Genomic DNA, 26,735 nt, shown 5'->3' on the forward strand with positions numbered 1-26,735 from the left:
CCTACAAAAAGGGCTCAGAAGAATCTGAGTCGATGCATTTAGACGAGAAAAAGCTATATTCACAAATCACATCTGACAACTTTTAAAACCAAATAACTGTCAGATCAAGTAGTGGCTATTACAGATAAGCCAACCTTACTTTACCCTCTTTTGTTGCTTAGAGCGGGTAAGGTAAAGTTTGCTTATGCCCACAACCCCTCGCACTGGGCCTTTCACACACAAGGAAAAGGTGTACTAACACTTCCAATGCTCACCAAAACAAACGCCAGGTGTCGTTACGTGCGATAAGGTTATCACCATATCTTACTCCACTTGCTGCCCATCCACACAATCCCACCTCGGCGCAACCTGTCATGTGTTTTCTTAGAGAAAAGTCGTTGCAGTACGGATGCGGTTAACGATTTAAGAGTTTTGTTTCACTTCAAAACATAATCGTTAACCGCATCCGTGTTAGGCTCTTCTACGCCAACCAAAAGGCTTCGAAACAATTATATCTTTCCAAACCACAACCCATACAAAATATATAAATGTTTCTCGGGTAAACCTTCTTTACACCACTCTAATGAGCTTCTTGTAAACACCTTTTGGTTACTCGCAGACGCCTCGCGGAAAAAGCTATCGTTTTATAACGAATGTAACTATATTCGACAAAAACCATCCTAATCCTATATCATGATAGAGGTAAAATTAGAAGTTGCTAAAGATCATTTACAAAAGCTTACCTCGTTATAATCGTCCTGTCAACAGTAGACGATAAGGGATTAACAAACCCGTGCGGCTGGTTGTTTTACTGACTATATAAAGAAAGAGTATCCCGAAAGGATTAGTCCTCTCGGTTGTTTTTATCCGTATATCCATTTAGCTGATGAAACTGTAGAAAATAGCTAGAAGTGGCACTATCGCTGTTTATTTAGCAATTTCAAGATATACCTCAGCTATAAGTTTTTTATCACCAAAGTTTCCTCTGCCCCGGGTAAGCTTATATGATGTTGATCTTATTAAACCGATGCCTGTTGTTGATTGCAGAGTGTTCAATGTTTTAGTTAATGAGAAATAATCACCTTCTAAATAGAATTTCTGTATAATCAATTTATCAGTACTAAAAACGGGGTCCTGTAAGGGCACCTCGCTTAGTTTAACATTTTCCTTTTCTGCTATGATAGATATTTTGTTGATGCTGTTACTTCTAAAAGAAGCTGTATCGGCTTTATACAGGTCAATAATTTTATCCAGGTTGAGGTTTTTCCTTTGCAGATAGTCAGGCTGGATGCCTAGGTTGGTTGCCTGTTTAAGTTGATTGTTCAATTGCACATGAGTTTGCCAGGCGTCAATGGTGGTTTTAAAAGCGAATTCATAACATACAAGCAACAACACTATTGCTGCGAGAATTAACAAATAATCTTTCTTGACAGGTATTTTATTAAACATATTAATAATCTATTAGTACAATAAACTGTCCGGTGTTCAACTCACTGTTATAGGTATAGCTGTCCAGTTGGATGTTCTTTACCCATTTTTTTGTTTTCACTCTTGCTATCCACTCATTGACAGGTATAATTCGCTCTGCGGTTCCAACCACCCTGATCTTACCGTCTACAAATTGAAGTGCTTTTTGAACCCGTACGGCTGACTGATCGATTGGATTGATGGTAAGCTCGGTCCAGGATACATCTGTAGGCAATAATGCTGCCAGTTGATCGATCAGGGCACTTTTATTTACCCCGCTATCCCAACCCAAATCTTTTAACAAAGCTTCCTTTTCTTTTACCTGGTCCTTGATGCCCTGAATATCATTAGTGCTTTGGGCGGAAAGATTTACCCTATTTGCCAGCTTAGCGTTTGATAAATTTAACCATGAAAACACAAAGAAGTTGATTAACAGCAAAATAAAAACTATCAGCAACATTAAAATGCTTCTTGCCTGTAGCTTCTTGGTTGCTATTATATTTTGGAAAGTTATTTCCAATGAGCTGACGTTTGCTTGAACCAGGTTAAATTTAGCCGCCAACACGGTCTGGAAAGCAACTGCATAAGGGATAATGAGCTTTTCATCAATCGGTTCCGATTCAATCTTTAACGGAAATGACGCTGATACAGATGGATCGTATCTATAACTCACCCATTCTGAATGCTCACCACGTTGAATGATATGACCATCAATTATTATCTCATTATCATAAACATTTAATTGCGGTAAAATAGTTTGAATGGAAAACGGCCCTAAACTTAATATTAAAGGGGTGAAGCCTTGCTTTTTTATAAGATTGATCCATTTATCAGCATCGGCTTTACGAATAACTGATATGAAAGAAGTGGTGCCAGAGATAAAATTCTGAATATAAAAATCATCAAAATTAGCGTTAGGCAATAGTTGGGTAAAATTGCCCTGGTCAACCTGATCAACCTTTTCTATGCGTTTTTGCAAGACACTTTTCCCAAAAAGGTTAAGGGCGATAAAGGTTTTTGCCGGGAAATGTTTATTTAATTCTTCAATGGATTTTAAGCCGACGAGTTTTTTTTCTATATCGAGTTTATTGTCCCTAATTATAATTTCGCAGGCGCTGAGCGTAGCTTCCCCATTCGGCAATATGCCAATGTTTAAACCTACCGCTTGATTGATCCTGTAATATGGTTCCAGCATGCTTGAATGTATTAGCGCATTATCGTTGGTTTTATAAATACCAGCGTGACAATTTTACCATTGCTCTTCTTCTTACTGCTGAATATCCATTTTAAGATGGGTATCCGTGATAGGAGAGGTATACCCGATGCACTATCACTTCGCTCGGTTCTTTCTATGCCGCCCAATACAATCATATCCTCGTTATTTACCCGGATACTACTTTGAAACTTACTGGTAGCCGTTGGTGGTGGCGAGCCATCTGTCGGAAGCGACGTGAAATCGGAGATGTCTATATTAATTCCTAAAGTCACCTGGTCATCACCCGAGATCAATGGCTTGATCGCAATTTTAAGATTCGCTTCACTTTCGCCATAGGTGTTTGAAAGCGTGGTTACAGTGGTTGCTGATGACGGGATAACATTTTGAGTTGTGTTTTTATAATACACTTTATTGCCAATGCTTAGAGTAGCCGTGTGCCCGTTTAACGCTGTTAACTTTGGCACCGACCTTACATCGACGTTGCTGTTATTTTCAAGCGCTTTTAGATTAACATAAAAATTAGGAACCACATGTCCCAGGTTAACCGATGTCAGACTTCCAACCTTGTCCAGCAATCCATTAATTGACCGGGCGCTGAAAGTAAAGTCCATCCCCGATAACAAGGTGCCTCCGGTTTTAACGCTATCGGAGACGCCTGCAGAGATGCCCGTCGCTATTGTCCGGCTTTTGTGAACATCTATTAAAGTGACTTCAATCAATACTACCGGTACCAATATATCAAGTTGTTTAATAAGCGATTCTATCTCAGCAATGCGTGAACTTGCACCTGATAGTAACAGTGTGTTTTGCTCCCGGAACTCTTTAATTTCGATTCCTTTCTTCCATTCAGTAGGGATCATCATCACGATGGTGTCGATGGCCCGGTGTTGTAGTTGAATGGCTTTAGACACCCGTAACCCTTCCAGTTTACTATCGCCAATCATGTAAATATTGTTCTCTAAATGAAAGGTGTAGTCGGTTCCCTTAAACATTAATGCCAGGAAGTTATCAAAACTAACGTCATTTAGGTGTAGCGTTATGTTGCCTTTTATATCAGAATAAGTTACCGTTGCCTTGCCCGATTCTTGCGATGCCTGTTTAACCAGGTCGGCAATAGGTACGTTTGTAGCATCAACTGATATTAACTTTTCACCATTTAATGTTTTAACGAATAGCCCGATAGCACTGCTGTTACCGGTTGTGCTGTTACCCATTCCCCCGTTATTTGGCATACCGTTAGCAGGCTTGTACGTTCTTTTTGAGGACGTATTCTTATCTCCGTTGATATATAATTGCTCGTCAGGGTCAAGTGGTTGAAACAGGTAGAAATTATCGCTGGTTTTTACCATTTTAATCTCATTAACGAAAGCCAGTTTTTCCAGTGCGGCATCAAATGGTGCAGTCGCAAAAAAGCCGGTAACCTTTTTGCTTTGCATAGCAATAGGAACTTGCACGTTTTTACCTGAAACAATGGATATTTTTTTTGCGACTGCGTCAAGGCTGTCATTATCCAGATCAAGCGATAACGTGTTCTCTAATTGGCTGTACTTAACCTTTATATCTTTAGCTAGAGCTGGCACTATTTGAACCGGCGTTATGTATGGCGTGATATAAATAATTGATCCCACTGTGTTTATATCAAGGTTGTATTTTTTAGCCAGAAATGCCAGAACATTGGCTGCAGGAACATTGTTCAATGTTTCGGACACCACAAAGGTTAGTTGAGGGTCAATACTTATGCTAAGCTTATTTGCCTTATTTAGCGCATTAATATAGTCACGAAAAGGTACGTTATTTAATTGCAGATTTACGTTTTGCGTTATGCCGGGTACTGACACAGAAATATCTTCCAGCCGTTGCTGTATGATTTGTATGCGGTCGACTTTTTGGGCCAGCATCTTTACCGGACATAAAAACAACGAAATAATAAATATGGTCCAGGTTAATTTTTTATACATAAGGTTTAGTAGTTAAACAAAAGAGGATAAATTTCATCAATGGATGTTAAGCCTTCGTTAAATAAATTGAAAGCATTCTCTGCCAGTGTTTGAATTCCTCTTTCTTTCAAAAGCTCTTGAATATACATGTTTTCATTCTTAATTTCAAAAGCTAATTCCTGGTCGATAGGGATAACTTCATAAACTGCTTTCCGGCCCTTATAACCAGTGTAATAACATTCCTCGCAACCGTGTGCAATAAAGTGGGTAGTTACTTTGGCATAAGGTTTAAATTGCTTAGGATAAAGGCTGTTATTAAATCCAGCCTCCTTTTTACAGTGCGGGCATAGTAACCTCACAAGCCGCTGTGCGGCCGTTGTGTTTAAAGTATTGGCAACCAAAAAAGGAGGGATGCCCATATCTATTAACCGGGACACGGTGCCCCAGGCCGAATTGGTATGAATAGTCGACAGTACCAAATGCCCTGTTAAAGCGGCTCTGATGGCCATATTTGCAGTCTCCGTATCTCTTATTTCCCCAACCATAATCACATCTGGATCTTGTCGTAGAAATGTCCGTAAAGCCGCCGCGAATGTCAAACCAATTGATTCTTTTAACGGAACTTGATTTATCCCCTCCAAAGTATATTCCACCGGATCTTCAATGGTTAATATATTTCTGGTTTCTTTATTTAAAAGTTTAAGGGTAGCATATAGTGTGGTAGTTTTACCCGACCCGGTAGGACCGCTGATCAGCAAAATGCCGTTTGGCTTTTTAGCGGCCTGCAAATAGTTTTCTAAATCAAATGCGGAAAATCCCAGCTTATTCAGATCTATATCCGTTGCATCGTTATTTAAAAGGCGTAAAACAACTTTTTCTCCATGCAAGGTCGGCAAGACAGACGCCCTAATATCAAATTGCTGATCATTATATTTAAAATTGATCCGTCCATCCTGCGGCAAACGCTTTTCGGCTATATCAAGATTAGCTATAATTTTTACCTTATTAATAAGGGCCGGATAGTCATCACGTTTTAACAGATAACGCTCAACCATCATCCCATCAATGCGGATACGCACCCGGCATTTATTTTCATAGCTTTCTATATGGATATCGCTACTTTTTAGGTTCTTGGCTTCCTGTATCAAGTTAATCAGGAAGTCATCCGCGTTATTTCCCTGTAATTGGGCCGAGCCTTGTATCGCGTTATCTTTTATATAGTATTTGGAGAGTAGCCGGGCTATCAACTCGACGGCTATCGGCTCAAGCCTAACAGTTATCCCAAGTAGTATTTCTAATTCGGCTGACAATGCTTCCGCATCTGCCGAGTTTTCGCAATAAAGAATAAATTGGTCAGCCGATTTATCTTTAGGTAAAACCCGATAATGCCATGCCTGGTCTTTTGTGAGCAAGTGGACATTGTCTGTAGATAATACAATTTCTTCGGTCAGGTTCATTTCACTATAAGGTGAAGCAGCCAGTCATCATTCATGATATTTAAATGCATTAGCCACCAATCATTTGTTAAAAATGCCATAAAAAATACCGCCTGAAAACCGGCCATAGGTATATGTTTGTTTTTTTTACGGCCAATGCCCTTCCATAAAAACCATAATACGATGACGGCGATTAAGCTGGTGATATAAAAAAATAAAAAGTTAAGAACGGATAAATAAAACGTGGTAGCTAACAAAAATAAGACATCTCCCCAACCCAATAGATCAGTCATAATGTTGATCTGTTTACCATGTTTAAATGAAAACCACGCGGACACCAATAGTAATTGCAGGGCTAAAAAAGCAACATTAATTAAGATTGCTTGCCAGGTGTCAAATCCAAATTGGTGCAACAATAAACGTATTGCAATGAACAAAGCAGTTAATATCGGGAACAGGATCCAATAAACAGATCTGCTTAGTATATCCTGCAAAAAAATTAACAACAGTACCGTTAGTGTAAGAATTTTTATCAATAACACATTAATCCGGGGTTACTTCTTTTAAGGTTTTGTCCTGGTCAATTTCCCAAACATTAAAGGTCCCATTGCCATTAAAATCCACCACTGCGGTCGCACGGGCCGTAAACGTATTAATAGTGACGTTTGAAATCGAGATCTGGTAATTAGCCCTGCCGTCTTTGCTGGTTGTACTTAAAGGCTCTTGAATAAAACCTATTTCAGTAAGATCTTTGGAGTATTTGGAATGCTCGTAAAAATAGTTTTTCTCAAGTGTTTGGACATGTTCCAACTGGACTTTGGCTTCGGTGCTTTTGGCTTTGGTAATTAAGGGCAACAGATTGGGCAGAGCCAATAAAACCAAGATACCAATAATAACAAGCACTACCAATATCTCGGTAAGTGTATAAGCTTTAAGACGTTTTGTTAATAAGGTGTTATAGGTTTTCATGTAAAAATATTATCACTAAAGCTAACAGTTATTTAAGCGATATCAAATCGAAATTTATAAAATTATTAAGTATCAGTTATTGGAAGCTATTGCTCATTTGAAATAAAGGCAAATACATGGATACTAAAATAACGCCAACAATTAAACCAAGGAATATTATGATCAGTGGCTCCATCATACTACTTATAGTAGCTGTTTTAAATTCAACCTCTTCAAGGTACTGCTCAGATATTTTTCCAAAAAAGTAGTCAAGCTGATTGGTTTCTTCGCCCACTTTAACCAGCTGGATCATTTTAGAAGGATAGATATTAAACTGCTGCATACTTTGATAAAGTGACTTACCGTTCATGATATCATCTTCAATCTTTTGAAGCGACGATTCAATGGGATAATACGCTATCATTTGCTTAATAAGCGCAATGGCACGCAATAATGGAAGACGGGCGTTGATCAACAGCCGCATAGAATTACAAAATCGCGCCAGGTATATTTTTTGTACAAGATTACCCACTAAAGGCGTCCGCAATAATAGTTTGGAGGATATTCTTCTAAATGGTTCTGTTTTCCTGGCGCTTATAATAAATGCGGCGAGCAATATCAGTAAGCTGACAAATCGAAAAAAATTATTCTCCAGTGCCTGCGAGACACCCATTATCTTTTCCGTTATCCAGGGTAACTTTCCGCCAAAACGTCTAAATACGTCGCCAAACATCGGTACCACAAATTTTAGCATAAAAAAAACAGCACCCAGCGAAGTAGTCATTACTACACAAGGATAAGTTAATGCAGCTACGATTTTGCGACGTTGTTTAATCTTGTTCTGATAAAATTTAGCAAGGTCCTGCAATACCTCTATAAGCTTACCGGTTTCTTCACCAATCTGAAGGCTATATACTTCATAAAGAGAAAATTTGCTCGTTTGTTGTAGCGCTACAGAGAATGTCGTCCCGTTTAAAACGGCTTGCTGAATCGTAATAAAAAGTTCTTTGTCTTTTACTTTTTGTTGATCCGCTGTAATTAGTTCAAAGCTGCTTTTTAAATTGATGCCGGCTTGTAATAAAGAGCTTAGTTCAAGGTATAAGTATTCCTTCTTTTTATCGTCCAGCTCTTTTTTGCCAAAACTCAGGTCGCGACTTAATAAAGCAAGCAGGCCATCGCTTTTTGCTTGCTTGACAGGTCTACTCACCTTCTTGGCTTCAAATCTATTTAGATCAATTGACGGCATTTGTATTTCGCTGCATAAGGTTGGTGGAAGAGTATTGCTTGAAGTAATGATAGGGAATTTTTTTGTCTTCAAACAACACCATCATTTGTAATTCGTCTATCCGGTTTTGTTCTTCGTCGCTGTTAATTTCAGTTAACGGTGCATTTTCAAAGCTTGTATTAATTTCCTGAGTTTTAACTTTAAAAGTATCTGTTATCCCGGCTGTTCTAACTATAAAATCTGACTCAATTTCGTAATTGACCAATTTGCCCGGACCTTTTAATGTGATGCCGTTTTGCGTTTTTAGGATTCTGTCAGCATGTTCAAAATCATTTTTTAATAGTTCATCTAGACGTATCAAAACGGCCGTATTGTTGCTCCTGACATTATAAACACTATATGATTTGGCGACTATTGTATAAATCGTATAGGTAATGCCTATCGCTATCGAAGCTATTAACATAGCAACGGTCACCTCCATAATTGTAAAAGCTTTTACCTTGTGCTTATTCATTTTTATTAATGATAATCTTTTGCAGTTCGGCAAGTTTTTCCTGGTTTGTATCATAGGCTGTGAGATGGACATCCAGTAAGTTTTGGAAATTAGCATCAGGTTTTATTTCTTGCTCAATTCTAAATTCGTCAACAGTATAGATTTGGGACGCAGGTTCTTTAACTTGCTCAACTTTAATAAGTATTTCATGTAATACTGCCTGAGCTGCGACCTTCTTTACGGATAGGGACGACCGCATTACATTGGCAGATATCATCATTGCAATGGTAAACACCAAAAGTATAATGATCATAGAAATGATCACCTCAAGTATAGTGGAGGCTTTAATACTTTTATGATATGTTAATTTGTTTCCAGCCACTGTAATATTTTTTTTTCGCCAGCTGATACCGGTATCAGGTCACTGCCCAGATAATAAGGAGATAAAGCTGTTGAATTTATAGTTGTATTAATAATATAGTTTTCGTAACGGGTGAAACTACTTTGGTAAAGAAATCTGTTGGTGAAAACAGATCCTTTTATTACAATGCCGTCTTTAAGACCAAGCATTCCCTGTGAATATACCTGTCCTGTAATAGCCGCATTTTTTCCAAGATCAATTAGAGCTTGTTTTTCCCGGTCATAATATTTGTCATAAGTAAATAGCACGCCTGATATGCTGGTGTTTTCGCCAACATTTAATAACATTGGCGAACGTGTTTTGGATTGCTGAAACCGGCTAACGCTTATGCTGGACGGATAGTTAAAGACACAATCACGTCCAATGGAAACAGAATCAGTAGCAAAAAGCTGGCATGTACCCTTAAAACCACTCTTTACTACTATCGCCTTGGCAAAAATCATTATGTTATCTAAATGCGCGGTGTTTTCAATAGTTAAAGTTGTGTCTGAAAATAAAATGATATTGCCGTTAAGATTTATATTTTGAAGTGTCTCCACCTTCTTTCCGAACCGCGCAGTATAAGTTTCTGTTAAAAAGGAATTGTTCAAAGTATCTTTTCTTAAGATATCGTTATTTATGCTTCCAGATTGACTAAAGTATTGTTCGATCCGTTTTAACCGCCCCGCATTTAGCGAAGGAAGCTCTTTATTACTATTCAGTATTTTGCCTTGAACTAGTCGTTTATCGCCTTGATAGCCTTTGTTATCCACATAAGCCCCTTTGACGCCAGCCTTGGCAATATATACATCACCTTTCAGTATTGTCTTCCCACTGACTGAAAGTGGCCTGTCCTCATCAATAATATATAATGCCGCCCATTTGGTTGAGTCAATGGCATTGGCAATTAAAAAGGCTTTATATAGACTGTCTTTTTGAATAAATGACTTGGAAAGGCCGACATCATACAATCCCCAGGCTGTTTTTTTTAGCGAGACCGAATCAGCCTCTCCGCCAAACAGACTAAATGTCTTTTCATTAGTAAGATCATCACCCGGCGCAGCAATCAATATGTTAATGCCCGAGTTTAAATTATTCTGTAACCGGTCCTGTCTGAAGGTTCGCTGATATTGTAACCGATAAAAATAGGCCACAACAATTAATGAAGAACAAAGTAGCCCTATGACCAGCGCGATAACAATTACAATGTATAGGGCTGAGGCTTTTAGCATTATTGTTTAGCGTTTTTTTTAGCCTTCTTTTTAAAAAAGTTAAGCTTCTCCCAGAATTTGGAAGGCTTATTAACAACTAAAGTCCCCTTATGATAAGTTGTGATAGTTTCGGTCCCGGATTCATTATAGGATTTCACCTTTCCGTCTAATAAATTATTATTATAGTTACCGGTCTGTTTTAAATTACCATTAGGGTAAAATAAGCTAAATTCGCCGGTTTTGATACCATTCTTCCAGGTATAAATCTGAGTGAGTACGCCGCTTTCATCCCAGTTTTTCCAGATATTGTCTTTTAGGCCCTTTTTAAAAACACCTTCTTCTTGTATGTTTTTATTTAGATAATATTCCGTGTATTTGCCGTTTAGCAGTTTTCCACTAAAGCCGCCTTGTGTGCTATGAATAATATTACTGCTATACCAGTAATAAAACCGGTCCGTTTCTACAGAAGGGGTTGAAGCAACAGGTTTTAGTTCTGCCTGTATCACTTTATCACCTGCCGAGATCCGCACTTTATTAAACCCGTAATCCGGTATTTTCTGTGCGGTAACAGAAAAGGTAGTACCAAGCAGGAATAATAGTAATATGTTTTTCATAACGTTTAAAGCATTTTTATAAAGGCAGTTTTTCCATTAAAGGATACCTTTATTGAGTCTTGTAAATTTTTGATCAATTTTACTTGTTCGGCTGTTTCACCTTCTAACATCATTATGGCTTTGCCGTTAATATTAACTACCGCAACCAGCTTTTTAGATCCCGGGTTGCGAATGTAGCCCGAGTATTTAATAAAACTCCAATTAAGGAGCGGCTTCGCAATATTTGACGCTATCTTAGGTGCGAAGGACTTTTTACCAATGGTTCGGATCGTATCCTTTTGTTTTTTCAAGCCAAACGGATCTTTATAATTTAACAAAAGGTGCGTGGTGTCCTTAGAAATAGTATAGTCATTAAACGGTTCCTTAGTTATCTTGCTTTCAATAACAGACGTACCGGTTTCACTACCGGTCGCTGAGTCAATAATACGGTAAATAATAATTCCCCAAACTATTAAAACCAGAAAACCCAATAAATAGGTAAACTTTTTATTTTTCATAATTATGAAACTATTTTAGAACGAAGCTTTTTAAAACGCTAGCCTGACCCTCATTACCCGCCGCATCAATGGCTGTAACTTTCCAGTATACCCGTTCGCCGATAGCGCCCCAATTAAAGCTGTAACTGGTAGTACTTAATAAAATCGGGAAGTTCGAATTATAAGTAGTTGTTGAATCGCTTTTGTAGGCGTACAATTTATATTTTGAAGCTGATGGAACTGAATTCCATTGTAAAGCTGCCGGCAAACTTATTTGCTGGTTATTTCCAGGTCCAATAGACACAACTTGAGTCGGCGGTGTGTGGTCAGAAGTAATGCTGTTGATTGAAGACCATTGTGCTTTTGCGGTATCATTTTCTGCACGAACACGCCACTGATAAATTTGATCTTTTGGGAAGTTGAAATTTACCTGTTGACCCGGAATAGATTGATCGTAAACAAGGGCATTTTCATTAATAAAATTATTGGTATCAATTTCTAAATGATATTTAGTTGCTCCGTAAAGGTTACCCCATTGTAAAATAATGGCGGGCTGGTTGGTTAAAAAATTATTTGCCGGTGAGGTTAATTGAACAGACTGGCTAGTAATAGACGTTGTTAATACTGTAAAGCCTTTAGGAAAACTATATGGTGTTTGCGAGCTTCCATTTTGTGCCAGCACATGCCATTCGTAATTGCCCGGTTTAAGGTTAAAGGTAAATTTGTTGCTCTTAACTATAGTGTCGAGGACTAAACCAGCAATGTTATTAAAGTTGGGTGTTACTACCTGTAGTCGGTATGTTAACGCATCTTCCAGCTCATCCCACCAAAAGTTAACGGTGTAACTAGGACTTTGATATTGATTTCCGGGTGCTTTTGCAACAATGATTCGTTTACTAAGAGAGGGTTCCATAATATCCTTACAAGCGGATACCAATGTGGCAATGGTAAATAAAATTACCGGTGTAAGGTAGGCAGGCTTTATTTTCATGTTTAGATTTAACGTTAAATCTAAGAACTTTTATTTTTAATTGATATGGAATATTAATAAATATTCCAGTTAAATTAAACCGACTTGTTAGAATTGCCATTGCTGCACCTAGGTTAAATAGCAATAAGCATAAATTATATAATGTCTTTCGCAGCTTTTGCCCCTGAGGCAGCATAGGCATAAGTTAAACTAAAGCATTTGCCAATACTGTTTGCGACAGGTTAAGCTGGTTATAAGCAAATGCCTTACTGTTGCGAGCACCATATTTGGTGTTGCCATTAGCATCATAAGTATAAGCACTACTGGTTAAACCGGTTACCGGATTAGTTGGTTGCCGCTGTAGTTGTAGGTATATAGGCGTTAAATTAAATTTATCCGGCTTTGTATTATAACTTGTAGCCAATCTTACATCTTGAACGTCAACCCTAACCCCATTAGTTGAATATTTTAAATTGATCGCTAGCTTAAAATCACGATCCTTCAAATCAAATAATAGATGGAAAGCCGAAGCGTGCCCTGTGCTTAAGCCAATTTGAGGCGAGTTATATTGTATCAAGCGTTTGACTGCGGCGAGGGTGGCAAAACAGTAGGTAAGCTTATATTTTGACCCAGGCAAACCAATTGACGCTGCTAATAATGACAATGATTTTTAACGCTTTCATAATTATTGGATATGATTTTTACTAAGAATTACGTTTATGTTTTCGAGACTTTGTTTCAGTTTTGCATTTTGGCTCTTTAATTCATCACTCTCTTTTTTTGCTTCTATGGCATATAAAGTCAGTTCCTCCACCTTCTTCAACAACTTCAAATTCATCTCACTCAAATTTATCCCGTTCTTTTCTATGTCAGACGCGGAAGGAATTTCCGGTAAATGGTGATTATCATCCAAATAGGTTTTAAGTTCACTTAATTTAGGCAGTTTATAGGCTGGGTCAAAAACGTAGTCAGGTGGTGGTACAGTGGCGGTTACTTTTACTTCGGTTGAATGAATGGTGCCGTTGACGGTTAACTTAGCGTCTGGTTGCGTCGTGCCGATACCGACATTGCCGGTACTGAAAAGTGTCATGATCGGATTTCCGGAAGTGCCCTGAAACTGATGAAAGGCATTGGCTTGGTAAAAGGACTGCCCGGAACCTACATTGTCGATTAATAAATAGCCATTGGCCCCTACAGCTGCCAGCGGCGTGACACCGGCACTGGCTAAAATATCTAATTTCCTTCCAGGGTTAGTCGTCCCGATACCCACATTGCCCGTTGCATCGATTCTCATTTTTTCGGTCAGGCTGCTGCCTGTCACGGTTGAAAAACGCATACTCGCATTGATATTGAAATATTCATTGAACACATCGATCGTTCCGAGCTTCTGCGCAGGGTTGTTGTTATTGCCTATGGCAAAAGCGAGACCCACAGCACTACCGTTGGCAGGTGATAAGCTGGCTCCGTTCACCAGCGCCAAGGGGCGTTGCAAATCGGTGGTTCCGTTCCCGTTATCGTTACCGACGGTTAGTAAAACGGTAGGTGCGTTTTTCCCCACGCCCACATTGCCGGTATTGGTGTTGTTAATATTAGTGAGGTTCGTCCATTGTGCAGAAGCAGGAAGGGTCAATGCCAGGGCAATGACGCCCAGAATAATTTTTTTCATGATGATAAGGAATAAGTTTGTCAGCTAATATAAACATATTATCAACAATAGCTTCGCATTTGGGGCTGTCTGTTTGATTAACATAACGTTTTGACAATGCATAGGTAGGAGAGAAGCATATATACTATTGCCCTGATACTACAACATATATCCGGATAGCCTGTCGACATCCATAATTACCGGACGTTTGGTCTTCGATTTTAAGTATTGGCGGGGTACAGAAAACGCCGGTAGATCAATATATTTGGTCATTTTGTTTTTTGAGCATCGTTGATTACCTTTGAAGGGTACATCGTATAACCTTATCATGAAAAAAATCTACACAACTCTAGTTGCAATATTTGCATTAATTCAGTTTTCTTATGCGCAATGGGCTTTCAGCGGCGCGGACATTTATAATAACAATACGGGACAAGTAAATGTCGGAACAGTTCTAACCGCCGCATCAGGGCTGTATTCACATACATGGACAGCCGTGATTGCGCCAGGGAGTTACGTCAACGTGATGAGTATACCAGCGGGACATTATGGTGTAGCTGTAAGAGGTATTTTAAGTATATACTCGACTTTTGCGGGTTCGGTAACGCAAGCAACTTATTCTGTCAGTATAATGGGCGAGGGTCTCTCCAGTTCTATTTCGCTGAGCTCTTTTGGTCAATACTATGGTGGTACAGCACCATTCAATTTAATAGAATCAGGTAGTACAGCCCTAGGCGGAGGAAGCAATATGGTCAACCTATATAATGGTTCAGGATCGACTGAAACCGTATTTTATACGCTCACGCTAGATGGCAATTCGTCTATACCGACATACTACAATAACCCAACAGCGATATCTGGTATTCCTGTTGGTCATACTGTCGTTTTTGGCAGCATTAATGCCGCTATCGAAGCCGCAGGTATTTATTCCAGCGGTAACGTCGGAATTGGTACAAAAACCCCAGATGCCAAACTAGCCGTAAAAGGCACCATCCATACCCAGGAAGTAAAAGTAGACATGACCGGGTGGAGTGACTTTGTATTTGATAAAACCTATGCTCTCCCAACACTTTCCTATGTGAAATCTTATATCGGTCAAAATCATCATTTACCTGAAATGCCTGCTGAAGCTGACGTTATGAAGAACGGTATTAATTTGGGTGAAATGGTTAAGCTACAAATGAAGAAAATCGAAGAGTTAACCTTATACGCAATAGACCAAAAAGAGGAAATTCAAATGCTGGCCAAAGAAAACAAGCAATTAAAAGAACAACAGAAGCAACAAAACAAGCAACAAGAAGACCGCATAACGGCTTTGGAAGCAGCGATAACTAAACTTACAATCGATAAATAAGGCCAGCCTGAAAGTAAATCGTACCTTAAATCTGATTTATCTGGTCAGCAATTAATTTGTCACGAAATTTAAAACTGCTATTTATTGCCTCTTCCATTATTATAACTACCTTTAAGCTAACACAACACTACAACCTTATCATGAAAAAAATCTATATAATTCTTGTTGCGACATTCGCAATTCCCCATTTTTCATACGCACAATGGAATCCGGTAACCGGCGGAATAGCCTACAATGCTGGCTACGTTGGCATTGGAACTACTAATCCAAGTGTTACTTTGGACGTAGTTGGGAGACAATCTAACTTTGGAGTAATACCTGTAAACATTGGAGGATCAGGATCGGGGTACCCGGGGATATCATATAACGTCAACTACCAAAGTGCGGCGAATACTTACAACTACAAAGCAAATGATGTAGCTTATTTCATCGGTCTTGGCGGGCTTATCGGAAACCGTATAGCTTTCAACGTCAATACAGGTGGCACAGCAGGCAATCCAATTACTTTTAATGAGGCGATGTCTATTTTAAATACAGGCAATGTCGGTATCGGAACTATAAGCCCATCGTTCAAGCTAGATGTCGGAAATACTATAAACGTAACCGCAAGTAGTAGTTCCGGTATTGCTTACCAATTTGATGGAACCGCATATGGAGGGAAGAAATGGGCAATGGGTGACGGTACAACGGTAAACGGCACATTTGCCATCAGGGATATTACAGACTCCAAAGACTTTCTAAGCATTGTAGGCTCCAGTGGTAACATCGGTATTGGTACGACTAACCCGGGAAGGAAATTAGATATTTTAGCCGGTGCCGGTGTCACGCCGCTGGCAGCTGTAGGGGCCAATGGCTATCTATTAGTCGACAATGTAGGTTCCGGGCAGTCTTTTTACCAGGCCAATGCCTTTCATCAGTTTCAGGGCACTTCCGGAAATCCGATCATGACACTTTTCAGTAACGGCAACGTCGGGATCGGCACGACGCAACCAGACGCTAAGTTAACCGTTAATGGCACCATTCACTCAACGGAAGTAAAAGTTACAGCCACCGTACCACCGCCTGACTACGTTTTTGAACCAGCCTATAAACTGCCTAAATTAACTGAACTTAAAACCTATTTAGATGATAATCACCATTTACCGGAAATTCCATCAGCTGCTGACATAGAAAAGAACGGGATAAATTTGAGTGAGATGAATTTGAAGCTACTTAAAAAGGTGGAGGAATTAACCTTGTACCTTATAGAACAAAGTAAACAATTAGCCAACCAACAAAAAATTAACCAATCATTACAGGAACAGATCAATAAATTGACCAACAAAAAATAAGATTATAGAACACCCATTGCCTTATCATGAAAAAAATCTACACCGCACTCGTCGCAGTATTTGCAATAGCTCGGTTTTCTTACGCGCAAACTACTTGGACTCCTAGCGGCAATAATATTTACAACCCAAACTCCGGCAATGTTGGTATTGGTACAACCAGTCCCTCCGCACTGTTAGATGTTGAATCTTCTACAGCACCCGTTACATCGCTGGTCAAAACAGGATCAATTAATGGCTTTGCTCAACTACAAGCCCAAAACGATAATGGAGCAAACAGTGCCTTTCACCATGCAGTATTTGGCTCATCTTATCCGGGAACCCTATTTGGAGCTCCTTTGGCTAATAGCGCAGTACTTTACGCAGATGGAACTACGGTGTCGGGAATGCTGATAGGAACAAAGACTGCAACTCCGGTAACTATTTGTACTAACAATACTTCCGCAATCACGATTCTACCGGACGGAAAAATAGGAATTGGCACAACTACTCCACATGAAGAACTTTCTGTAAACGGCAATATACGCTCAAAACAAGTAAAGGTCGAAATAAACAACTGGCCGGATTACGTATTTAAACCCAATTATAATATACCCTCACTAACAGCAGTGAAAATCTACATTGATAAATACCATCATTTGCCTGATATGCCTTCAGCGGCGGAGGTTGCTAAAGACGGCTTAGACCTGGGCGAGACGAATCGTTTGCTATTGAAGAAGGTAGAAGAGTTAACTTTATACCTTCTAGAGAAAGATAAACAAGCAACTGATCAACAGAAACTGTTAACTGAACAACAACAGATAAATCAATCTTTACAACAACAGATTAATCAATTGGCTAAGAAAATAAAAAATTAACACAAACCCCTTGGTTCCTTAATAAGAAAAACATTACTTGCTTTAATTTATTAGACGATCTAATAACCTAACCTTATCATGAAAAAAATCTACACAACTCTCGTTGCGATATTCGCAATTTTTCATTTTTCATACGCACAATGGAACTCGGTAACTGTCGGAATAGCCTACAATGCTGGTGGCTACGTTGGTATTGGAACGACAAATCCGGGCTCTAGTTTGGAAATTTTAGAGGCATCCGATAGCAAGCCAAATAATATTGCCGCCCCTACAAAATCCGTTTTGAAATTTTCCAGAGCAGGAACACCTAATTATTCTTACCCTGAAAGCGCCGAATTTAGAATTGGTCATGGAGGGCCAAATGTATGGGGTTCCAAATTAGATCTATTTTTAAATGGTGCAGCTAACATAACCAATGTGCCAGATCAAAACGTTATGACGTGGCTTTATAATGGTAACGTTGGCATCGGCACAACAAGTCCAAATGCTAAACTAGCCGTAAAAGGAACAATTCACTCCCAGGAGGTAATTGTAGATATGAAGGTTTTGCCCGATTACGTTTTCAAACCTACCTATCATCTGTCTACCCTACTCGAAGTAAAAACTTACGTCGATCAAAACCATCACCTGCCCGAAATGCCATCAGCCGAACAGGTTGCAAAAGACGGCCTTAGCCTGGGCGATATGAATGCCAAGCTGCTAAAGAAAGTGGAGGAGTTGACGTTGTATTTGATAGAAGAAAACAAGAAAAACGAAAACCAACAAGCGCAGATAAATGAACTAAAGCAACAGGTAATAGCTTTAACCAACCTTAAAAACTAATCTTACCATGAAAAAATCTTTACAACGTTTGCTGTGGTATTTGCTACAGTCCTGTTTTTTTAAGCCCAGTGGTGCCTGTTACCCACCAACGGGCTCTTATTATATTACAGGCGGCAACGTTGGCATAGCCATCATGGCTCTTTTAGCACACTGGTTTGAAGAAACTACCTTAATCTAATTTAGCATAATAAATATTCCAAGACCTGAAGGATTTGCGGCAGAAGCCGTCTAATATAACTATCACAAAAAACTAAACCTGTAAATAATTATGAAAGTAAAGTTTCACCTGTTTTCTATTCTCCTGCTATGTGGGATAAGTTTAGAAGGATCAGCACAAGTATCTTACAACAAACGTGCTATGGGATTAATAGGCAATGCACCAAAAGCCAACGACTTTTTAAATGGCGCCAGTCTTGATAATGTAGATATGTCTACCGGCACGCTTAAAATAGGGATTCCTCTATATGAAATCAAGGTAAACGATATTTCAGTGCCTATTACCTTAAATTATTCAGCCACCGGTTTAAAGGTGGGCCAGGAAGCCGGGCCTGCCGGGATGGGTTGGGAACTTAGCGCTGGGGGCAAAATTATAACCAATGTTCAGGGCATGAATGATCATTTAGATTATGGTATTCGACAAGGGTCTATTCCGGAGCCGTTTAATTATGGGCCGACTGGAAATACACACGATCAGAATCTACTGCATTCTATTATAGACGGGAAGGTTGATAATGCCTGGGATACCTATACTTATATTTTGCCGCATGGCGGAGGAACTTACGCTCAGAACGGACTCACCTTCCCTTATGATCCGCTTATTAAAATTAAAGGTCAAGATACTATAATTACTACAGATGGCCTAAAATATACGTTTACTACTGGTGACACCAAAAAAACAACAAAAAAAATTAACTATGACGGAAGTGCTACGAATTCACTACAATATGATTATTTATTGATAGACCATTACCCAATAACCTGGTCGGATTATGATTTACATAGCATAATATCTACCAGATTTAAAGACGTTGTTAACTTTAAATACCAGCATTTAGCTAATTATAATTACATAGCAAGGCGCACGGCAAAAACCCGAACAAATGTCAGCGAATCTCTTCCACTATATAGAAAAGTAGGTGAAAACAGCCTAGGTCATGGGGGATATTACCCTGTTGAAAATGATAAGTATTACAACGTAATGGAGCCAATGGTCTCTAAATCGGTAACTGAGTATGTAGATCATTCTATATTGGATACCATTGATTTTTCTACCGGTATGGTAGTGTTTGATTATGGAGACGACATATTGGGACGAGATGTATTGAACAATATTAGAATTTTCAAAAAAGAAAACAACACGTTATCCTTAATAAAGAGATATGAATTTTTGTATAATCCCGATGTTAGGTACGGACATTACCTATACGCTATAAAAATTTATAACGATAAAAATATATTTCAGAATTTTTGGGAGTTTACTTACGCCTATTCCAACTTACCCATAGTACCTAACTCAGGGAGCTGTGCCCAGGATCGATGGGGTTTTTATAATGGAAAAGACACTAACAAAACCCTTCTGGAGCGCCCGGATTCAGTTTTGGCAGTAAAGTTATTTCCACACTATCCAATAATCGGAAACGAAATAAAGTATACCCGCCCGGAAGCTATTGATTATTATGGTGGTATAAACTCTGACCCCGATCCAGTACACCCTAATATTTTTAGATATAAGTTAAATTTTGCCGATAGGAGTTATAATTTTTTCGCGGCTGAGAGTGGCACACTATCAAGTATTAAGACACCGGCCGGTGCCCTTTTTCAATATGAATACGAATCCCATACTTTCAGTTATATAGAAAATTCCGGTTTGCCTGGTAATAGCGTCGCCGGGACCAGGTTTGTTGCAGGGGGAGGGATTAGAGTTAAGTCTATAACTGAAAAAAGGGGACATGAAAGTTTGTATTATGGAGTAAATACCGCGGAAGCTACAATTAAGAAAATTTACAAATATGGAAATGCTCTTCCCAACGGTTCAAATGCTGTGGGAGAAAGTAATGGCTATGGCCAGGCCACGGTGCCGTATGTCATATTAAGTAATCTGTCCGCTTATTATTATGACTCTCCCTTAAATCTTAGTACTTATACTTACGTAAAGAATATGATAGAGCTTTCGCATCCTATTAATGACTTGGTGCAATACAACAGCAGTTATGTGATGTACCCTTCCGTTACAGAAATACTGCTTAAGGATATAACAAATGGCGTTTCTACCAATACTCATGGTAAAACAGTATATTATAATAATCTGCCCTTATTTGATCCATATGAATCCGCGGGCTATGTCAGCCCCTACGTAGCCGCGGGGAGTTTTTTTAATCCATATAAAAACAGCCAGATGGCAGAGCCCTCTTACAACAGCGCCAGCTACCCCGGCCCCCCAATTTTTGCGCCTTATTTTTCTAATAATATGGGGTTTTCGCCAGAAACGGGGGCGGGCATTTACAGTATTTGCAAATTTGATAATAATGATATGGAGGTGCAAAGTACAGATTATCAGTTTCAATTCTTTCAATCACCTCAAACTGCCGAGCATCATTTGATAAATGTGTACGCAGCTCTAATGGGACAGGCCTCTGGCCCGGCGCCCACAACTACAGGATACCTCGGGCTTTATGACGCACCGGTCCTCATAGGCAGCGGTGCAGGCGGACCGCAGGTTAATGGGATTGATGCGGCCTTTAATTCTGAATTTCAAACAAGTGAACATGGAGCAATGGATTTTTTAACCAGAAGCTATTATTTTGATCAGGGATTAGGACAGACAGTTGATTATCCCTTCAAATATGCTGTTAGAATGTTGGACCTTAACAACTTCTCTTATAACATGAAAAAAATAAAAGAGACCACCCATGACTTTGTCAATAACACGACTACGTTCACTAATTATTTCTATGGTAACAAAGATCATATGCTGCCAACACGCATTGCCACAACGTCGAAACCTAAGCTAGTTGGGCAGCCCGGGGCTGATTCTGTCATAACTACCCGGATATATGTGTACGATTATTTAAAAATGGGTCTTCCTAATGTTGAATTGGCAAGAGTAATGGATCGTACAAGAATGGGTTTAGATGAGCCGCTGATGGAAATCACCAGTTTGAAGTCTGGTGTTTCCGGAAGTACCAAACCAATAGATGGGATTGCAAATACCTTTCAAATTGTAGATGACGCCATTGTGCCCGAAAAAACTTATAAAGTTAACCCGCCTGATGTCTGGGGAACCGCTCTTCCCAGTTTGGATGTTATGCATTATACTGGTGTACCTATAGATACCACTATTTACAAGGAACAGGTAAGTTATGACACCTATTTTAAGGGCCAGGTACACCAATACGCCGAAAACGGTGGTAGATCAAATATCGTTTTGTGGGGTTACAACAATCAGTTTCCTATAGCTAAAATCACCAATGCCGGCAATGTAACCAATACAAATATTGGCGGTAAATATAATTTTATAAGTGCCGACGTAGCTTATACCAGTTTTGAAACCAAGGATACTTGCAACTGGATATATGCAGGCAATCCCATTATAGATACAACAGCTGTATCAGGTAAAAAAGCTTACGCGTTAACGTCGGGTGCAATTACCAAAGTAAATGCAACGCCAAGCGGAAAATATATAGTTTCTTATTGGTATAAATCCGGTTCGGTGGTAATTGTTACCGGCGGTGCCATTAGCGCGCCAGTGGTTAAAAGTACGTTAGGCAACTGGGTGCTTGCCGAACAAGAAGTAAGCAATGTTACCGGTTCTTTAACTGTTTCAGGCACGGGATATATAGATGAATTACGTTTCTATCCCAAAGAGGCGCAGATGAACACCTATTTATATGATCCGTTAATTGGAGTAACCTGTACTATTGACGCCAATGGCAGGCCATTGTATTATGAATATGATGAGTCACAGCGTTTAAAACAGATAAGGGACCATAATGGCAATATTATCAAGGCATATCAATACGTAATTGGCAATCAAAACTAATCATATGAGCAACCTGAAAAAAATAAAGCTGGTTATACTAATGGTGTTGCTGGTTAGTTTTGATGCATTGGCGCAACAGGATATCGAAGTGTCTAAGTATCAAAATCAGAAAGAATTAACAACTAATCGCAGCATCACGCTAAAGCCGGGCTTTTACGTGCCGACAGGTGCCGCTGTTCATATTTATGTAAGCATGGCACCGGGCATCAACGTGGGTACTAAGATAAAACCCGAGATGAATGCTGTGATAACCTATACGCCGCGCGTACCAGGTATAATTAACCCTGTTGATAGCGCAAACGGTGCCAATCAGGAAAACGTAGAGATCCAGACCATCGATCAGTTTGGCCGTGTAAAAGAGATTCAGCAGTTAAAGATAACATCCGGCTATAATGATATTATACAACAAAAAGAATATATTGCAACGGGGGCTGAAGTACGCAAGTTTCTGCCCTATGTACAGGCCCGTGGCAGTTTTAACTTTACGTCAATGGGTTATAATGCGGCAACTATCGGTTTTTACAGCGGCCTTGACGCCAATTATGCGGTGCCGGTAAACAGTACGCCTTATACAGCTTTTAGGTATGATGACAGCCCGTTGCAAACACTACGTGAAACCAGCGCGCCCGGAGAAGACTTTAAGATGGCTTTGGGGCATACGCAACGCAGCAGCCCGATAGGAGGCGATGATAATATTGTTTATTATCGGGTAACGGGCAACACAATTATCAGGGATACGGTTTTTAATACTTATCCTCATGAATTACTAACCGGCATAAGGACTGAGGACGAAAATGTACCACAGCATGACGAGATAACTCCGCCTTATTTAACCAGCGGCGCTGTGTTTACCTATAGCGATTTTAAGGGCCATATAATATTAAAGCGTACAACTACTTATAATCAAAGTACCCATAGCTTGCTTGAATCCTTATCCACTTATTATATCTATGATGATGTGGGCAATCTGCGTTTTGTACTGCCGCCCAATGAAAATCCTGATGTCGCCGGCATCCCCAATCAAAACGTATTAGACAACCTGTGCTATCAGTACCAGTATGATAATCATCATCATCTTATTGGTAAAAAGCTACCGGGTAAAGGCTGGGAATATATGGTGTATAACTGGCAGGACCAGCTAGTTATGACGCAGGACGCCGTGCAACGAGGCAAGTCTGGCCAGGAATGGAATATTATTAAATATGATGCGCAGGGCCGCCCGGTAATAACAGGTATTTATACCCACGCCGGCAGCACCGCCGGTATTGATTACCGTACCACTATGCAAGCTGGTGTAACCCAACAATTAGGCACAAGTTGGGAAAGCCGCATAAGCACGGGTAACGGATATACCACACATACCTTTCCTTCAACGGGCTACACTACGTTAAGCGTTAATTATTATGATGATTATGATTTCCCGGGCGGAAATCCCTACCCCTACAGCGGGGCTGGAGCAAGCAGTATGACCAGGGGCCTGGCCACCGCCAGCCTTACCAATGTGCTGGGCACCACCGACCTGCTCTGGACAGTAAATTATTATGATGATGAGGGCAGAAGCATAAAAGTCTTTAAACAACACTATAAAGGCGGTACCCCAAACGCGGGTAATTATGATGAGATTACCAATACCTACGATTTTACCGGTGCCGTACTCACCAGTACCCGCAGCCATAAAGTGGGAGGGGCAGAACAGTTAAAGGTGTTGAATGAGTATACTTATGACCAGGCTGGCCGAAAGATAAACACCTGGGAAACCATAAATATGGGCACCCGCACGCTGATAGCACAAAACCAGTATGACGAATTGGGCAACCTGTTTAAAAAGAAACTTCACAGTACCAATGGAGGTGCCAGTTTCCTGCAAACCATTACGTACAATTATAACGAACGTGGCTGGTTAACCCGGGCGCAGGCCGACAAATTTGACCTTATGCTGCGCTATAGCCAGCCGCTTCGGGGCGGCCTGCCGCAATATAACGGCAATATCAGTGAACAGGAGTACACGGGCGGCTATGGAGGAAATAAATGGTTTAAATATACTTACGATGGTTTTAACCGGCTCAATCAGTCGGCTTACATTATAGGCACTACCGGCACCACCGGGAGTACAGCCAACCTGAATGAGGCAATCATCTATGATAAGGCAGGTAACATTACGTCTTTAACGCGTGCCAACGGCACCGCCAGTACCTATACGTACGCTAACGGCGGAATCAGTAATCAACTGGCGGGTATCACGGGAGGCCTGACCGGGAGCTATAGTTATGATGTCAACGGCAATGCTTTAACGGATAGCCGCAGGGGAGTAATGTTAACGTATAACCAGCTAAACCTGCCCTTAACCGTTACAGGCACCACCGCGGCGGTGTATTTGTATGATGCAGCCGGCACCAAGCTTAAATCGGTACAAACCGTTGGGAGCGCAACCGTCACGCGCGAGTACATCAGCGGAATACAATACACCAACGGAGCTATTGACTTTATACCAACCGACGAAGGTATTGCCGTCAGGAACGCTGCTGACGGTACCTATAAATATCAATACAACCTTAAAGACCATTTGGGCAATACCAGGGTTACCCTGGATGAGTATGGTGGTGTGGCCAGGGTGCTGCAGGAGGACGAATATTACGCTTTTGGTTTAGATGTACCGCGATACCGATATACAACCGAAAATAAATATCTTTACAATGGTAAAGAGAAACAGGAGGCTTTAGCGGATGAGTATGATTACGGCGCGAGGTTCTATGATCCGGTGATTGGTAGGTGGAATGTAATAGATCCACTGGCCGAGATAAGCAGACGGTGGAGTCCGTATAACTACGGGGAGAATAATCCAATTAAGAACATTGATCCGGATGGGATGGAGGTGCTGACAGGTTCAGCCATGAACGGCGCATATCAACAATATGCTAACACTGTTAATGGTTATAATAAAAAATGTTGTGTTGTCAAACGAGATCATTCCGCAGCTGTCATGCCTAAAATAGGGAATAATTACAAGGCTAATAGAGACCAAATAAAGGAATATCCGTTCTCAAAAGATGAACGGGCAGACTTTACCAAACGGAGTTATGAAGCAACAAGTTGGGCAGCTATACTTATGGGGCTTGGGGGAAGTCCTGAGGAAATTCCTTCAGAACCAAACTCAGAGCCTATTACTAATCTTAAAAGTGATGCTGAAAAGCTAGTTATTAACGCAGGTAAACAAGGCAAGCATATTGAAGGTCACAACAATTATACCCTTGGTAAGAGTATCTTAACGAGTGAAGCGCAATCCTTGTTGGATAACTATAGCTCTGGTAATGTAAAATCAATACAAAAGATTGATGCTGTGAAAACAAGAGTAGACTTTGGACAAAATATAGGATACTACATAGATCCTACTACAAACGTTGCGATGCCAACAACAAAAGGAATTGTGATAACAAGCAATACAGGTGCACACATCGTACCTGCAAGACCATAAAAAACTTATGAAAAAAAATGATTTGAAAAAGATGTTAGAGATATCAGGCAAGCGTGCCGTTTTAGGTAACATATTGCCGACGTTTAGGGCCATCGCTGTAGGTATAAAGGAGCCTCATACTTTGTTTATTAAATGTTACCTTGATACCCCACCTAGAAATAAAGAATATGAAACCTTAAGCGATATTAGTGCTGAAATTATAGCTGATATTGATTTTGACCAAGTAGAGGAGGTTTGTGAGTACACGACAAAACCATTATCGAAGTTGGATTCTTTTGATGGTTTCATTTATGTAAAAAGCTAGTATCTCAAATCATTTAGTTTATAAAACTTTGACAATGAACAAAAGTTGATACTATGTGAGCCCAGCCATTAGGTTGGGCTTTACTATTTCTATAGGAGTACATTATTATAGTGGTTAATATACTCACGATCAGTAGAGCTTGGCATAAAGCCGGGCTTTGTTGTTTCTATACCATCCATAACCACTAGTACTTCTTACTGTGTACCACACCCCACAGGCTAATTTATCTGTATGAATTACTCAGCTATTGAACTTACTCCAGGTGTTAGCACATCCTGCATCCATTTTTTTACCAAACCCACAGTTATAAAACCAAATAAACTCATTACGGATAGCCCTGAACTATTGCATTTTATCACAGATACCCTACACATCACGGTCTTGGGTGGAATAAAGTTTACTGGATTAGATAGACTTAAATGAGATAGTCACAATTTAATCTGACAGTTACGATAATTTAAAACACGTAACAGAGATTAGTATTATGACAACCCAAGCAAAGATCATCAAAAACAAGATGGGCATATTGGAGCTTGCCCAAC

Annotated in this window: 23 protein-coding genes; 8 read left to right on the plus strand and 15 right to left on the minus strand. The window is 39.9% G+C overall.

Annotated elements, in window-relative coordinates; genetic code table 11:
• Window positions 1-906: 906 nt before the first annotated feature.
• The 15 genes from LJ658_RS19900 to LJ658_RS19970 all read right to left on the minus strand — a co-directional run bounded on the left by LJ658_RS19900 (window position 907) and on the right by LJ658_RS19970 (window position 14,038).
• Window positions 907-1,428: a hypothetical protein gene (locus LJ658_RS19900; protein ID WP_230548310.1), complete on the minus strand. Its 522-nt coding sequence runs from the start codon at window positions 1,426-1,428 to the stop codon at window positions 907-909.
• 1 nt (window position 1,429) lies between these two features.
• Window positions 1,430-2,641, minus strand: coding sequence for a hypothetical protein (locus LJ658_RS19905; RefSeq protein ID WP_230548311.1), 1,212 nt, complete (start codon window positions 2,639-2,641; stop codon window positions 1,430-1,432).
• Between the two features lie 11 nt (window positions 2,642-2,652).
• Window positions 2,653-4,620 carry a secretin and TonB N-terminal domain-containing protein gene (locus tag LJ658_RS19910; RefSeq protein ID WP_230548312.1) on the minus strand — a complete coding sequence of 656 codons (1,968 nt, stop codon included), beginning with the start codon at window positions 4,618-4,620 and terminating at the stop codon, window positions 2,653-2,655.
• A gap of 5 nt (window positions 4,621-4,625) precedes the next feature.
• Window positions 4,626-6,056 carry a GspE/PulE family protein gene (locus tag LJ658_RS19915; protein ID WP_230548313.1) on the minus strand — a complete coding sequence of 477 codons (1,431 nt, stop codon included), beginning with the start codon at window positions 6,054-6,056 and terminating at the stop codon, window positions 4,626-4,628.
• Window positions 6,053-6,571, minus strand: a complete 519-nt coding sequence (locus LJ658_RS19920) for a hypothetical protein (protein WP_230548314.1) — start codon at window positions 6,569-6,571, stop codon at window positions 6,053-6,055. The genes LJ658_RS19915 and LJ658_RS19920 overlap by 4 nt, the downstream gene beginning before the upstream one ends.
• 7 nt (window positions 6,572-6,578) lie before the next feature.
• Window positions 6,579-7,004, minus strand: coding sequence for a type IV pilin protein (locus tag LJ658_RS19925; protein ID WP_230548315.1), 426 nt, complete (start codon window positions 7,002-7,004; stop codon window positions 6,579-6,581).
• 76 nt (window positions 7,005-7,080) lie between these two features.
• Complete coding sequence (locus tag LJ658_RS19930) at window positions 7,081-8,229, minus strand: type II secretion system F family protein (RefSeq protein WP_230548316.1); 1,149 nt, start codon at window positions 8,227-8,229, stop codon at window positions 7,081-7,083.
• Window positions 8,216-8,722, minus strand: coding sequence for a type II secretion system protein J (locus LJ658_RS19935; RefSeq protein ID WP_230548317.1), 507 nt, complete (start codon window positions 8,720-8,722; stop codon window positions 8,216-8,218). The genes LJ658_RS19930 and LJ658_RS19935 overlap by 14 nt, the downstream gene beginning before the upstream one ends.
• Entirely contained in the window at window positions 8,715-9,083 is a 369-nt protein-coding gene (locus LJ658_RS19940) for a hypothetical protein (protein ID WP_230548318.1), read from the minus strand. Before LJ658_RS19940 ends, LJ658_RS19935 begins: the two co-directional genes overlap by 8 nt.
• Window positions 9,065-10,171 (minus strand): hypothetical protein, encoded by a 1,107-nt coding sequence (locus tag LJ658_RS19945; RefSeq protein WP_230548319.1) that lies wholly within the window; start codon window positions 10,169-10,171, stop codon window positions 9,065-9,067. Before LJ658_RS19945 ends, LJ658_RS19940 begins: the two co-directional genes overlap by 19 nt.
• A gap of 161 nt (window positions 10,172-10,332) precedes the next feature.
• The gene (locus LJ658_RS19950; protein WP_230548320.1) at window positions 10,333-10,926 is read right to left on the minus strand and encodes a toxin-antitoxin system YwqK family antitoxin; all 594 of its coding nucleotides are present in this window, start codon (window positions 10,924-10,926) and stop codon (window positions 10,333-10,335) included.
• A 5-nt stretch (window positions 10,927-10,931) separates the two neighbouring features.
• Window positions 10,932-11,423: a hypothetical protein gene (locus LJ658_RS19955; RefSeq protein ID WP_230548321.1), complete on the minus strand. Its 492-nt coding sequence runs from the start codon at window positions 11,421-11,423 to the stop codon at window positions 10,932-10,934.
• Between the two features lie 10 nt (window positions 11,424-11,433).
• Window positions 11,434-12,393, minus strand: a complete 960-nt coding sequence (locus LJ658_RS19960) for a hypothetical protein (RefSeq protein ID WP_230548322.1) — start codon at window positions 12,391-12,393, stop codon at window positions 11,434-11,436.
• A 184-nt stretch (window positions 12,394-12,577) separates the two neighbouring features.
• Window positions 12,578-13,036: a hypothetical protein gene (locus tag LJ658_RS19965; RefSeq protein WP_230548323.1), complete on the minus strand. Its 459-nt coding sequence runs from the start codon at window positions 13,034-13,036 to the stop codon at window positions 12,578-12,580.
• Between the two features lie 21 nt (window positions 13,037-13,057).
• The gene (locus LJ658_RS19970; protein WP_230548324.1) at window positions 13,058-14,038 is read right to left on the minus strand and encodes a hypothetical protein; all 981 of its coding nucleotides are present in this window, start codon (window positions 14,036-14,038) and stop codon (window positions 13,058-13,060) included.
• A gap of 307 nt (window positions 14,039-14,345) precedes the next feature.
• On the opposite strand from LJ658_RS19970, the gene LJ658_RS19975 reads away from it, so the two are divergent.
• The 8 genes from LJ658_RS19975 (at window position 14,346) to LJ658_RS20010 (ending at window position 26,193) form a co-directional block, all read left to right on the plus strand.
• The gene (locus tag LJ658_RS19975; RefSeq protein ID WP_230548325.1) at window positions 14,346-15,371 is read left to right on the plus strand and encodes a tail fiber protein; all 1,026 of its coding nucleotides are present in this window, start codon (window positions 14,346-14,348) and stop codon (window positions 15,369-15,371) included.
• A 140-nt stretch (window positions 15,372-15,511) separates the two neighbouring features.
• Window positions 15,512-16,702 (plus strand): hypothetical protein, encoded by a 1,191-nt coding sequence (locus LJ658_RS19980; protein ID WP_230548326.1) that lies wholly within the window; start codon window positions 15,512-15,514, stop codon window positions 16,700-16,702.
• 26 nt (window positions 16,703-16,728) lie between these two features.
• A complete protein-coding gene (locus tag LJ658_RS19985; protein WP_230548327.1) occupies window positions 16,729-17,556 on the plus strand; it encodes a hypothetical protein in 828 nt (275 codons plus the stop codon).
• A gap of 78 nt (window positions 17,557-17,634) precedes the next feature.
• A complete protein-coding gene (locus tag LJ658_RS19990) occupies window positions 17,635-18,378 on the plus strand; it encodes a hypothetical protein (protein ID WP_230548328.1) in 744 nt (247 codons plus the stop codon).
• A gap of 7 nt (window positions 18,379-18,385) precedes the next feature.
• Window positions 18,386-18,556, plus strand: coding sequence for a hypothetical protein (locus LJ658_RS19995; protein ID WP_230548329.1), 171 nt, complete (start codon window positions 18,386-18,388; stop codon window positions 18,554-18,556).
• A gap of 90 nt (window positions 18,557-18,646) precedes the next feature.
• On the plus strand, window positions 18,647-22,417 hold the full coding sequence (locus LJ658_RS20000) for a hypothetical protein (protein ID WP_230548330.1): 3,771 nt from the start codon (window positions 18,647-18,649) through the stop codon (window positions 22,415-22,417).
• A 4-nt stretch (window positions 22,418-22,421) separates the two neighbouring features.
• Window positions 22,422-25,889: a polymorphic toxin type 50 domain-containing protein gene (locus LJ658_RS20005; protein WP_230548331.1), complete on the plus strand. Its 3,468-nt coding sequence runs from the start codon at window positions 22,422-22,424 to the stop codon at window positions 25,887-25,889.
• Between the two features lie 7 nt (window positions 25,890-25,896).
• Entirely contained in the window at window positions 25,897-26,193 is a 297-nt protein-coding gene (locus tag LJ658_RS20010; protein WP_230548332.1) for a hypothetical protein, read from the plus strand.
• The last annotated feature ends 542 nt before the right edge of the window (window positions 26,194-26,735 follow it).

This window comes from Mucilaginibacter sp. UR6-11 (genome assembly GCF_020880695.1).
Taxonomy (GTDB): Bacteria; Bacteroidota; Bacteroidia; order Sphingobacteriales; family Sphingobacteriaceae; genus Mucilaginibacter.

Bases quoted from the DNA above. Each gene is read 5' to 3' on its own strand.
- LJ658_RS19900 (WP_230548310.1), bottom strand. From the start codon at position 1,428: ATGTTTAATAAAATACCTGTCAAGAAAGATTATTTGTTAATTCTCGCA.
- LJ658_RS19905 (WP_230548311.1), bottom strand. From the start codon at position 2,641: ATGCTGGAACCATATTACAGGATCAATCAAGCGGTAGGTTTAAACATT.
- LJ658_RS19910 (WP_230548312.1), bottom strand. From the start codon at position 4,620: ATGTATAAAAAATTAACCTGGACCATATTTATTATTTCGTTGTTTTTA.
- LJ658_RS19915 (WP_230548313.1), bottom strand. From the start codon at position 6,056: ATGAACCTGACCGAAGAAATTGTATTATCTACAGACAATGTCCACTTG.
- LJ658_RS19925 (WP_230548315.1), bottom strand. From the start codon at position 7,004: ATGAAAACCTATAACACCTTATTAACAAAACGTCTTAAAGCTTATACA.
- LJ658_RS19930 (WP_230548316.1), bottom strand. From the start codon at position 8,229: ATGCCGTCAATTGATCTAAATAGATTTGAAGCCAAGAAGGTGAGTAGA.
- LJ658_RS19935 (WP_230548317.1), bottom strand. From the start codon at position 8,722: ATGAATAAGCACAAGGTAAAAGCTTTTACAATTATGGAGGTGACCGTT.
- LJ658_RS19950 (WP_230548320.1), bottom strand. From the start codon at position 10,926: ATGAAAAACATATTACTATTATTCCTGCTTGGTACTACCTTTTCTGTT.
- LJ658_RS19955 (WP_230548321.1), bottom strand. From the start codon at position 11,423: ATGAAAAATAAAAAGTTTACCTATTTATTGGGTTTTCTGGTTTTAATA.
- LJ658_RS19960 (WP_230548322.1), bottom strand. From the start codon at position 12,393: ATGAAAATAAAGCCTGCCTACCTTACACCGGTAATTTTATTTACCATT.
- LJ658_RS19970 (WP_230548324.1), bottom strand. From the start codon at position 14,038: ATGAAAAAAATTATTCTGGGCGTCATTGCCCTGGCATTGACCCTTCCT.
- LJ658_RS19975 (WP_230548325.1), top strand. From the start codon at position 14,346: ATGAAAAAAATCTACACAACTCTAGTTGCAATATTTGCATTAATTCAG.
- LJ658_RS19980 (WP_230548326.1), top strand. From the start codon at position 15,512: ATGAAAAAAATCTATATAATTCTTGTTGCGACATTCGCAATTCCCCAT.
- LJ658_RS19985 (WP_230548327.1), top strand. From the start codon at position 16,729: ATGAAAAAAATCTACACCGCACTCGTCGCAGTATTTGCAATAGCTCGG.
- LJ658_RS19990 (WP_230548328.1), top strand. From the start codon at position 17,635: ATGAAAAAAATCTACACAACTCTCGTTGCGATATTCGCAATTTTTCAT.
- LJ658_RS19995 (WP_230548329.1), top strand. From the start codon at position 18,386: ATGAAAAAATCTTTACAACGTTTGCTGTGGTATTTGCTACAGTCCTGT.
- LJ658_RS20000 (WP_230548330.1), top strand. From the start codon at position 18,647: ATGAAAGTAAAGTTTCACCTGTTTTCTATTCTCCTGCTATGTGGGATA.
- LJ658_RS20005 (WP_230548331.1), top strand. From the start codon at position 22,422: ATGAGCAACCTGAAAAAAATAAAGCTGGTTATACTAATGGTGTTGCTG.
- LJ658_RS20010 (WP_230548332.1), top strand. From the start codon at position 25,897: ATGAAAAAAAATGATTTGAAAAAGATGTTAGAGATATCAGGCAAGCGT.